This window comes from Candidatus Accumulibacter cognatus, assembly GCF_000584975.1.
GTDB classification, from domain to species: Bacteria; Pseudomonadota; Gammaproteobacteria; order Burkholderiales; family Rhodocyclaceae; genus Accumulibacter; species Accumulibacter cognatus.
In genome coordinates this window covers 1-9,857 of record NZ_JDST02000087.1, presented here as the reverse complement: position 1 = coordinate 9,857, position 9,857 = coordinate 1, and the positions used below count along the sequence as shown (strand labels likewise).

Genomic DNA, 9,857 nt, shown 5'->3' with positions numbered 1-9,857 from the left:
CCTGCTGGTCATCCCGGTCGTTTTCACCTTCGTAGACGACGCCATCGCCTGGATCCACCAGCACCTGCCGAAGCCGCGCGCATGAGCGAAAAGCTGTTCGCCGGCCTATTTGCAAGCGGTGCGTGGGCTGCCAGGACGCCGTAGGCGCGGCGGCGGAATCCGCGCCGCCAGGCGAAGGCAGGCCGTGTTGGTGGCGCTACAACCGGCGGCAAGTTGGAGTAGACTCAGACAACCTGATCTCGGCGCCATGACGCTTGCACAAATGGCGTCATGAATGCGCGGTCAGTCATCGGCTTAGCGCCGGGATCAGGCACTGGAGAGGATTTCTGCGGAGGACCCGGGCAGATAACAAGTTCAAGCTGGGCTGACCAGTCGACGTTTCGTTTATTGCGTTTTTCGTTTGTTTCGACTACGATAGCCAGACCCACCCACATCCGGAAGATGTCATGACCCAGGCCCCAACCCTCGAAACCACGCTGCCCGTCGAGCGCGAGGTCGCGGCGGCCGTGCAGAGCCAGCGCGCGCTGGCGGCCTATCTGAGCACCCAGTTCGAGACTCAGCGCATCCAGATCTTCGACGAAAAAAATCAGGCGCACCAGGTCGAGCTGCCGACGTCTGCTCTGCGCCTGCTGGTGGACATCCTGTCGGAGCTGGCCGAAGGCAACGCCGTCAAGGTGGTGCCGATCCACGCCGAGCTGACGACGCAGGAAGCCGCCGACATGCTGAACGTGTCGCGCCCACATCTCGTGAAGCTGCTGGAGACCGGTGCGCTGCCGTTTCACAAGGCCGGCAAGCATCGGCGCATCCGATTCACCGATCTGATGGCCTTCAAGGCCGAGCGTGACCGTGCCAGCGCCGAGGCGATGGAAGAATTGGCGAAGCAAGCCCAGGATCTGCGGCTGGGCTACGAATGAGGAACTCGCCGTTCACCGCGGTCTACGACGCCTGCGTCCTCTACCCCGCGCCGCTACGGGACTTCCTGATGTGGCTCGGCCTGTCCGGGCGGTTCCGTGCGCGCTGGAGCGCTGAGATCCACGACGAGTGGAAGCGCAACGTGCTGAAGAATCGCCCGGACCTCACCGCCGAACAGCTCGATCGAACCTCCGATCTGATGGATCGGGCGATCCCCGACGCCCTGGTGACGGGGCACGAGATTCTGGTCGCCGGCCTCACGCTTCCTGACCCCGATGATCGGCACGTCCTCGCAGTCGCGATTCGCTGCCACGCCAGCGTGATCGTGACCTTCAACGAGAAGGACTTTCCGGCTGAGGTGCTACAGTTGTTCGGCCTCGAAGCTCAACACCCCGACGTGTTCGTCGAGAACCTCTTCGATCTCGATCAAGCCGCGGTCGTCGCCGCTGCGCAGCGGCAGCGCCAGCAGCTCAAGAACCCAGCGATGGATGTCGACCGCTATCTCGACGTGCTGCTCAAGCAGGGCCTCACCCAGACTGTAAAGGGACTGACGACGTTTCGATGTGTGCTCTGATCCGCTGCGAAGCCACCACCAGGACAGGACGACGTTGCCGCACAATGCACGCGAGGGCAGCGACTTTTGCGCCGTCCACGCTGATGAAGTCTCGGGCGACGGTGTCGCCGCAACACTGCTCGGTGCCGCCATCGTGCACGCGCTGTTTCCTGGGCTTGGCGGTGTTTTGCTCGGCGGCGTCTCGGGAGCGATGGCAAGACGAGTCTATAAGGAGAGCCAAGTGGGGAAGAAGCGGGTCTTCGTCAGCTTTGATTTTGATCACGATCGCGTGCTCAAAGACTTCATCATCAGCCAAGCGCGGTTGCCCGATTCACCGTTCGAGGTTGGCCTGGAACTGGGACAACCTGAAGCGATTGCTCGGCTGAGCCTCGCACTCCGAAGAAAGGGAGATCCATGCCGATCAGAACCGACACCCTCCGCGCTGCTGGTCAGAGAACAAAGACATTCGGACCGCGCACGCTTACCGAAGCGCGTACACAGGGTGCGAAGACCGCTTTCCTCTGCCACAGCCACCGCGACGCCGATCTCGCAAAAGGCCTGGTGCACTTCCTCGCCAAGGCGGGTTGGTCCGTATACATCGATTGGGAGGATGCCACGATGCCAGACAAGCCCAACCGCGAAACCGCCACCAAGATCCAGCAAAAGATCAAGGAACTGCACTACTTCCTGTTCCTAGCGATGGCCAATTCGATGGCTTCGCGCTGGTGCCCTTGGGAGATCGGATACGCCGACGGTCAAAAACCAACCGGCCAGCTCCTCATCGTGCCCACGACCGACGGATCGAGCACGCACGGCAACGAATACCTCCAGCTGTACAGACGCGTCGATCTGGGCGGCCAGGGCAGCGTCGAAGTCTGGCAGCCCGGACAAATCTACGCATCCGTTCCGATCTGGTCGCTCTGAGGAACACACCATGCCGGTCTTGTACGAACTCGCAGTGCTGGGGGCACCGACGGATGACCAGTTGGCCGAACTCGAATCCATTGTGGGCCGCGCCGTACAGGCGTTTGGGCTTCGCCTGGGCCATGAAGTGGGGTGGTCGGTGCGCCCCGCCGCCTTTGCGCCGAACCAGCGCAACGCCTCGGCAGCAGTGTTCTTCGGCGCACCGGGGGTTACCGCGACCGGACTTGACGCGCTCCTGCAGCGAGCGATCCCCATTCTTCCTGTCGTGTCTGACATCGCGAAGGTGCGCGACGAAGTTCCCGAGGCGCTGCGGCACATCAACTGCCTCGACTACCGCGCAGGCGGTGCGCAACGGGTCGCCACCGGACTGCTCGAGTGTGCAGGCCTTCTCCCACGCCAACGGCGCGTGTTCCTGAGCTACCGCCGCGACGAGGCGCGGCAGGCCGCGTTGCAGCTTTTCGATGCATTTACCACTCGCCTCTTCGATGTCTTCCTCGATACCCACGGCATTGCGCCAGCCGAGGACTTCCAAACCATGCTGTGGCACCGACTCTGCGACTCAGACGTGCTGGTCATGCTCGACACACCGAACTACTTCGGCAGTCGATGGACCAGCGCCGAGTTCGGACGCGCGCTGGCCAAGAACATCGCCGTGCTGCGTGTGGCATGGCCAGACTCGACTCCGTCCGTACGGACTGCAACGGCGAGTCGTGCTGAACTCCTCCATACGGAAGTCGACGCCGCGACTGGACGATTGGCAGACGCAGCCATCGAGCGGATCTGTCTTCAGCTGGAGGCAGTCCGCAGCGAAAGCCACGCCGTACGCAACGTCAACCTCGTGAGCCAACTCCGAAACGAGGTGGAGCGCATCAAAGGCCGGGTCATGGGTGTCGGCCCGCACAAGTCCATCCACCTCCGCTTGGCCGACGGTAAGGAAGTTGTCGTATTTCCGACGCTCGGCGTCCCTACGTCGACCAGCTTGCACGACGCAGCCACACGATCGCCGGACCGACCGGCGGCAGTCGTGTACGACCACGTCGGACTACATCCGCACTGGCTCGAGCATCTGGATTGGCTCGGAGCGCACGTCCGTACAGCGAGGTGGGTCAAGGCCAGCGAAGCGGCCTGGCAGTTCGCCGACTGGGAGGCGTAGGCATGAGCGCAATCTTCCTGTCCGCCAGCGTTCCAATCGTTGGACGCGCCCACTACCACGAAACCGCCAATCCCTTCCTGATTCAGTGCGCCGTGCGCGAACTCGTCGTCGCCGTCATCCGCACGCACCAGATCGTCTGGGGCGGCCACCCATCGATCACGCCGATGATTTGGAGCATCTGCGAGGACCTAAACGTCGACTATGCGCGCGCCGTGATGCTGTACCAGAGTCGCTTCTTTGAGGATCGATTCCCCGAGGAGAATCAACGCTTCGGCAACGTCGTCTTCACCGACGCTGTTCCGCAAGACAGGGACGCGAGCCTGTTGCACATGCGGGAAGCCATGCTGTCGCGCGACAATCTCGTTGCAGCCGTTTTCATCGGTGGCATGGAAGGCGTCGAGGTCGAGTTCGACCTCTTCCGACGTCACCATCCCGGCGCGCTGGTGCTCCCCGTTCCGGCACCAGGTGGCGCCGCACTCGACCTCGCGAAGAAATTGGGGACAGCCGATGAAGCCTTGCAGGACATCGACTTCGCTCGGCTGTTTCACGACCGCCTGGTTTCGATCGGCAGCAGCGGCTCGGCGTGACTAGCACGGGTGAACGCGGAAGTCATGGCAGATGGACGCAGGACACATCGGCAGCCTTCCGATCTCGGTTGTTGCGGTGCTCGAGCCCTTTGATTCCTGGCGATCTGGGCCACACTTGCCTACCTACATTGAGGAGGAATGATCGATGGCGCGAAACGCTTTCTACAGTTTTCACTACGTACCCGACAACTGGCGCGCTTCTCAGGTTCGCAACATGGGCGTCGTAGAAGGAAACAGGCCCGTGTCAGACAACGACTGGGAGGCCGTGAAGAGGGGCGGTGAGGCGGCGATCAAGAAATGGATCGACGGACAGCTGTATGGGCGTTCGGTTGTCGTTGTGCTCATCGGCGCGAACACCGCAGGACGCAAGTGGATCAACTACGAAATCGAAAAGGGTTGGAGCGACAGGAAGGGCGTTCTCGGCATCCACGTTCACAACCTCAAGGATTCGGGCGGTGACCAGTCCTACAAGGGGAACAATCCGTTCAACGATTTCACCCTCGGCAGCACGAAGCTGTCATCGATCGTCAAGACGTACGATCCACCTTTCACGACGAGCACGAGCGTCTACAAGCACATCAACGACAACGTAGCTGACTGGATCGAGCAGGCGATCGAGATCCGTGGCCAATACTGAATGGACATTGGCCCCAACGCATCGCATCTGAAAACCTGCGTGAGCAGCTACGTCGGGCATACGCTGCATCCGCCGTTCCCCTGTGCCCCACATATTTTCCGAGGGGCTCATGCGAACGGTCCGCATCTTCCTGTCGTCGCCTAGCGATTGCCAAGCCGAGCGCACGGCGACCCATGCCGTCGTGGCGCGACTCAATGTCGACCCCGTGGTTTCCTCGTTTGCGCGCATCGAGGTCGTGGCCTGGGATTGGGCGACAGGCATACCATTCGATGCTTTGACATCGCCGCAGGCGTCGGTCAATCGGAGATTGCCAGTGCCGGAAGACTGCGACGTATTCGTCGGCATCTTCCGTTGCCGCTTTGGCACCCCGCTGCCGACGAACGAGTTTCGCAGGGACGATGGCGCGCCCTTCCGCTCCGGAAGCGAGTACGAGTTCCATCGAGCCTGGCACGCGCGTCGCCGCGGAGCGGCAGTTCCCGAGATGCTGATGTACCGGCTGGACATGCTAAGCACAGGGGCTTGTCCTGCTGGAGAGCAACTCGACCTCCTGAACGACTTTTTCGAAGCCTCGCCGTTCAAGGATCGGGATAGATGGACGGGGGCAGTCAACCGCTTTCGAGACACGGCCGACTTTGACGCGACGTTGGAAGGTCACCTTCGCGTTGTGTTGAGCCAGTGGCATCCGAACCACAAGCTGCCGCTGCCGGAGTGGCTCGAACGGCATGCACGCCGCGTCGAACATGACGCGGGCCCCCGATACACGCGCGAAGCGCATGTCGACTCCGAAGTGAGCCAGGTGTTCGATTGGCTCCTGGCCCGCCCGAAGGCGATCCATGCACTGGACAGCATGCTGTCGGAAATCTGGCAAAAGCTTGACGACCCGGGCTTCGCGCCGTTCAAGCCTGATCTCCAGCGCATTGCCTCAGCACTGCGCGAAGACCCACGGTGGGCCACGCCGCCCGACTTCGACCTCATCGCCCACACCCTGGATCAGTTAGAGGACAAGGCCTGGGAACTTGAGCATGCAGCAGAGTCCGGCCCGCCGTCATCGAGCACGAGCGACCAGTACCGGCGCTACCGGTTCACTCAGGTGGCCGTGCACGCTCGGGATGCGTTGCATCTCCTTCGGGACTATGCTTCTTTCGCGCAGAACCGGGTGCTCCTGCTCACCGGTCCGGCGGGACAAGGCAAGACGCACACCTTAGTTCACGAGATCCGACGGGAACTCGCTTCCGGTGGGATTGCCGTTGGCGTACTCGCGCAAACGCTGTCGGATTCGGGGGACCTGCGCAGTGCTCTGTTGCAGTTCTGGGGGCACGCCGGGTCCTTTGACGGCTTCCTCGATGCTATCGAGAACGCAGCTGCACAGAACGGCCAGCGTGCGCTGATCGTCGTAGACGCCCTCAACGAAACTCCTAACCGCGCAAGGTGGAAGAACGAGCTCAACGGCATCGTGCGTCAGGTGCTGGAGCGGCCGCACTTGGCGCTCGCGCTCAGCGTGCGCTCCGACTACCGCCTGCACGTTCTACCCGACATTGCTTCCGGACATACCGCGCTGTGGGTGGAGCACGGGCACATGGGCTTCGCGGGGATCGAACCCAACGCATTGCTGGCCTACTGCGCGCATTACGGCGTCACCGCTCCAGTAGCGCCGCCGATCGGTGAGCTCGGCAACCCCCTCTACGTTCAACTGCTCGTCAAGAGCTTGCAAGGTCGTTCCACACCATCGCACTGGCTGCCATCGTGGCTCGAGGTTTGGACCGCGTGGATCGATCGGCTTGAGGCCGACGCGAGGGGAAGACTCACGGTTGATCCGTCGCGCAGCCAGCCGGTTCGGCGATGCCTCAACAAGCTGGCCGCCACGATGATCGCGTCAGGCCGCTTCCGTCTGAGCCGCGTGAAAGCGGACGAGATCGCACACACCACCACCGGAGTCAACGGGTTGGTCGGCTTGCTGTGCTCGGCGGGTGCTTTGATCGACCGCGTCGAGGACGATGACGACATCGTCGAGTTCGGATTCGAGCGGTTGTCGGACACGTTCTTCGCCGATCGGCTACTTGATCGGCTGTTCGCCGACAAGAGCGAGGTCTCGGAGCGGCGCGCCGCACTTGCGGCGGCCCTGTCATCAACCGGTGAACTGCGGGCGCTCGGAACTCCTGGCCACTCCGAGGAGCCACTCGCTGACCGGCGATCTGGATTGTTGGAGGCCCTTTGCTTGGCCGCGCCCGCGCGCATTGGCGTCGAATTGCCTGAGCTGATTCCGGTCGAGGCTCCGGACTCGCAAGGTTGGATCATGCCCGACGCCGAGTTACGCGACGCATTCACCGACAGCCTGCGATGGCGCTGCCGACCCGACGAGTTCGCCGGTGATCGCCTATCCCTATGGCGGACGTATCGCCGGCGTGGTGCGCATCTCAGCACCGCTGCCGATCTCGATGAATTGATCCGGCTGGCGCTCATTCCAGGCCATCCCTTCGCGCTCGAACATGTGCTGCACCCGAGGTTGATGCGAAGGCGCAGTGTGGGAGCACGAGACGCGATTTGGTCGGTCGAGTTGGCCTCTCTCTGGCGAGATGATGGTTCGAACCTCTCCGTCCTCATCCGGTGGGCCAGTGAGTCGAATTTGACCGGCCTCCACGCCGACACTGCACTGTCTGCGGCCCGGTTGCTGGCATGGGTCTGCGCCACCTCGCAGCAAACGCTTCGGGAACACGCCACGCGCGGCTTGACCCGCGTGCTCGTTGCATGCCCCGAAGTGCTTGCGAAGACTCTCTCCGACTTTCTGGCAGTCAACGACGACTACGTTTTGGAGAGCGTGTTGACAGCCACCTGGGGCGTGATGATCGACGGTCGACATCCCGACATCTGCGCGCCAGCGGCTCGGCAGGTCCACGATGGGATCTTCGGTGGGGATAGCCCCCGTTGCCATCTCACGATCCGCCACTATGCACGAGGGATCGTCGAGACAGCCTGCGAGCGAAACTGGCTCTGCGACGTCGATCTGTCCCGTGTACGGCCTCCGTATCGGAGCACACTGCCCTTGGATCAGGTGCCGAGCGAGAGCGAGTTGCGCGCGTTGGATGCCTCCAGTGGCTTCTGCAGCATAGTTGGTTCTGCCCTTGGCCATGACTTCTATTGGTACGTCATGGGCGCAACCTCAGGCGGCAAACCATTCTCGTCACAGCCACTTCCGCATTCATCCGAGCCGGTGCGTGCCTATGGCGACGGACAACCTGAAGCCAGCCGCAGAGCACTGAGCGGCATCTTCGACATCCCTTTGGCAGCGCGGTTCGTCGTGTGGAACTGCAACCGGCTCGGCTGGACGGCAGATCGGTTCAATGAATTCGACACGGGATCCGAGGTCCGAGGCCAGAGCCGCATGGAGCGGGCAGGCAGGACCGAGCGCATTGGCAAGAAGTACCAGTGGATCAGTTGGCAGACCATGCTCGCCTTCCTGGCTGACAACTACCAAATGACTCCCGAGGCGCTGCGTGGACCGAGGCAATACGACACGCCCCACCAGATCGGGTACATTGAGGTGCTGGATCCTTCGCGCTGGCTCGGACTACCCGCGCGGCCGGCGGCTGTATCGAGCAACGATCACGTCTGGCAGGTTCCGAGTTTGCCGCGCTGGCCCACGACCGACGACGACCTGCGCAACTGGGGAGCGAGCGAGACTTTCGATCTGCCCGCCGTCGACGTCATCAGTCATGCGCCCACCCTGCCCGTGCAATGGGGTGAAGGGCACTGGATGTGCGTCGCGGCGGAACACACCTGGTCGAGCCCTGCCATGCCGGGCGTATGGGGTCTCAATCAGGAACGCGACGCCGACATCTGGTGGCAATTGACGCCGGCGCTGATTCAGTCAGCGGACCTGCCCGGCCTCCTGGACGCGCTCGAACGCCCCAAGGTGCAAAGGAAGCTGATGGGCATCGGCCGGATTGACCTCGAGAGCGATTGGAACTTGCAACTCGCCGAATGGCCGGGTGTCGGTGGTTCATTTGATCGTGGCCTGGAGGACGGGGGCCACAGCGGCCACGACGCGTGGCTGCCCGTGCCTTGGATGTACCTGACCGGTACGTGCGGTGACCCCGACCGACGCGATGAGCACGGGCCTGTCATCCTGCCTTGGCCACGCCTCTTTCGGGACTGGGGTTTGCAGTTGGACCTAGAGCACGGCGTAGTTCGACATGGCGATGCCGTGGTGTTCGGCCTCGCCGGTTGGGTCATGGGCGAAGACGCACTCTTTGCCCGACGCCACGTCCTCGTCGATCTCTTGGCCAAGAACGGCCTCTCGTTGGTCTGGTGGCTTCGGGGCGAACGACGAGCATTCGTTAGGGAGTTCGGTTCGGGCGAAACCCAGGCGCGCGTCTGGATCGATTCACATGGGATCGCATATCTGGCTCGAGATGGCCGACCGCAGGTCGCGTGGCTCGCTCGCGAGCAGCGCGAATGACGACGCGCGGGCCGACAGCTGCGCCATGCGCCGCGCGCGACGAGGGGCTTGAGATCGCGCAGGCGTTGATCCAATCGATGGCGTGGTCGCGAAGGAAGCTCGCGATTTGGAATGTTTTCCATTATCGTAGTCGAGCTACGACAAGACTCATCGCAGGCCGGCGTCGGGAGCGATTTCGCCATTTCGCCGGCGGCCACATAGGCTCATCGGCCAAACGGCTCACCATCGAGCTCGAGCCGCCCGCCGTTCTCTCCGCCTTTTGCTGTCGAGGCGATGGACCGCTCCGCTTGCTTGCGCCCTCGCCGAGATCGCCCGTTGTTGTCGGAACTGACTGAGACCCGTACCGCTTCGTTGTTTCGATCCAGTTGCGAACATCACCGACTTGCCAAACAAGTCACGCCAACGAATGGTTTGACAGGAGCGGGGAAGGCATCCGCCCTTCGCGCTGGTACCGCTACTGCCGATCGGCTTCCTGCCGGCCGACGACCTCTCGCAGACGCAGGTGCACGTGACCCTGCCGCCCGGCGCGGCACTCGCCGAGACGGTTGCCGCGGCCGAGCAGGCGCGCGCCATCGTCAACGCGCATCGCCACCGCCGGCGACTACGACCAGGATCTGGCCAAGCTCAACCTCGCC

Annotated in this window: 8 protein-coding genes; 7 read left to right on the top strand and 1 reads right to left on the bottom strand. The window is 62.8% G+C overall.

What is annotated here, in order from left to right; translation table 11 throughout:
* Window positions 1-446: 446 nt before the first annotated feature.
* From AW06_RS15830 to AW06_RS15800, 7 genes are all read left to right on the top strand, one after another.
* The gene (locus tag AW06_RS15830) at window positions 447-914 is read left to right on the top strand and encodes a helix-turn-helix domain-containing protein (protein ID WP_034951922.1); all 468 of its coding nucleotides are present in this window, start codon (window positions 447-449) and stop codon (window positions 912-914) included.
* Window positions 911-1,486, top strand: a complete 576-nt coding sequence (locus AW06_RS15825) for a PIN domain-containing protein (protein WP_034951918.1) — start codon at window positions 911-913, stop codon at window positions 1,484-1,486. The genes AW06_RS15830 and AW06_RS15825 overlap by 4 nt, the downstream gene beginning before the upstream one ends.
* A 393-nt stretch (window positions 1,487-1,879) precedes the next feature.
* Window positions 1,880-2,389 (top strand): toll/interleukin-1 receptor domain-containing protein, encoded by a 510-nt coding sequence (locus AW06_RS15820; protein WP_273704791.1) that lies wholly within the window; start codon window positions 1,880-1,882, stop codon window positions 2,387-2,389.
* 10 nt (window positions 2,390-2,399) lie between these two features.
* Window positions 2,400-3,542 carry a toll/interleukin-1 receptor domain-containing protein gene (locus tag AW06_RS15815; RefSeq protein WP_034951915.1) on the top strand — a complete coding sequence of 381 codons (1,143 nt, stop codon included), beginning with the start codon at window positions 2,400-2,402 and terminating at the stop codon, window positions 3,540-3,542.
* 2 nt (window positions 3,543-3,544) lie between these two features.
* Entirely contained in the window at window positions 3,545-4,129 is a 585-nt protein-coding gene (locus AW06_RS15810) for a hypothetical protein (RefSeq protein ID WP_034951912.1), read from the top strand.
* A 145-nt stretch (window positions 4,130-4,274) separates the two neighbouring features.
* A complete protein-coding gene (locus tag AW06_RS15805) occupies window positions 4,275-4,766 on the top strand; it encodes a TIR domain-containing protein (RefSeq protein WP_034951909.1) in 492 nt (163 codons plus the stop codon).
* Window positions 4,767-4,875: 109 nt separating this feature from the next.
* Window positions 4,876-9,222 carry a DUF4062 domain-containing protein gene (locus tag AW06_RS15800; RefSeq protein WP_034951906.1) on the top strand — a complete coding sequence of 1,449 codons (4,347 nt, stop codon included), beginning with the start codon at window positions 4,876-4,878 and terminating at the stop codon, window positions 9,220-9,222.
* A gap of 454 nt (window positions 9,223-9,676) precedes the next feature.
* Here AW06_RS15800 and AW06_RS20955 read toward each other — a convergent pair whose 3' ends face one another.
* Window positions 9,677-9,808, bottom strand: coding sequence for a hypothetical protein (locus AW06_RS20955; protein ID WP_273704790.1), 132 nt, complete (start codon window positions 9,806-9,808; stop codon window positions 9,677-9,679).
* Window positions 9,809-9,857: the final 49 nt, after the last annotated feature.

What these genes read in the sequence shown, in the direction of transcription:
- AW06_RS15830 (WP_034951922.1), top strand. Translation starts at nt 447, where the DNA reads ATGACCCAGGCCCCAACCCTCGAAACCACGCTGCCCGTCGAGCGCGAG.
- AW06_RS15825 (WP_034951918.1), top strand. Translation starts at nt 911, where the DNA reads ATGAGGAACTCGCCGTTCACCGCGGTCTACGACGCCTGCGTCCTCTAC.
- AW06_RS15820 (WP_273704791.1), top strand. Translation starts at nt 1,880, where the DNA reads ATGCCGATCAGAACCGACACCCTCCGCGCTGCTGGTCAGAGAACAAAG.
- AW06_RS15815 (WP_034951915.1), top strand. Translation starts at nt 2,400, where the DNA reads ATGCCGGTCTTGTACGAACTCGCAGTGCTGGGGGCACCGACGGATGAC.
- AW06_RS15810 (WP_034951912.1), top strand. Translation starts at nt 3,545, where the DNA reads ATGAGCGCAATCTTCCTGTCCGCCAGCGTTCCAATCGTTGGACGCGCC.
- AW06_RS15805 (WP_034951909.1), top strand. Translation starts at nt 4,275, where the DNA reads ATGGCGCGAAACGCTTTCTACAGTTTTCACTACGTACCCGACAACTGG.
- AW06_RS15800 (WP_034951906.1), top strand. Translation starts at nt 4,876, where the DNA reads ATGCGAACGGTCCGCATCTTCCTGTCGTCGCCTAGCGATTGCCAAGCC.
- AW06_RS20955 (WP_273704790.1), bottom strand. Translation starts at nt 9,808, where the DNA reads ATGCGCGTTGACGATGGCGCGCGCCTGCTCGGCCGCGGCAACCGTCTC.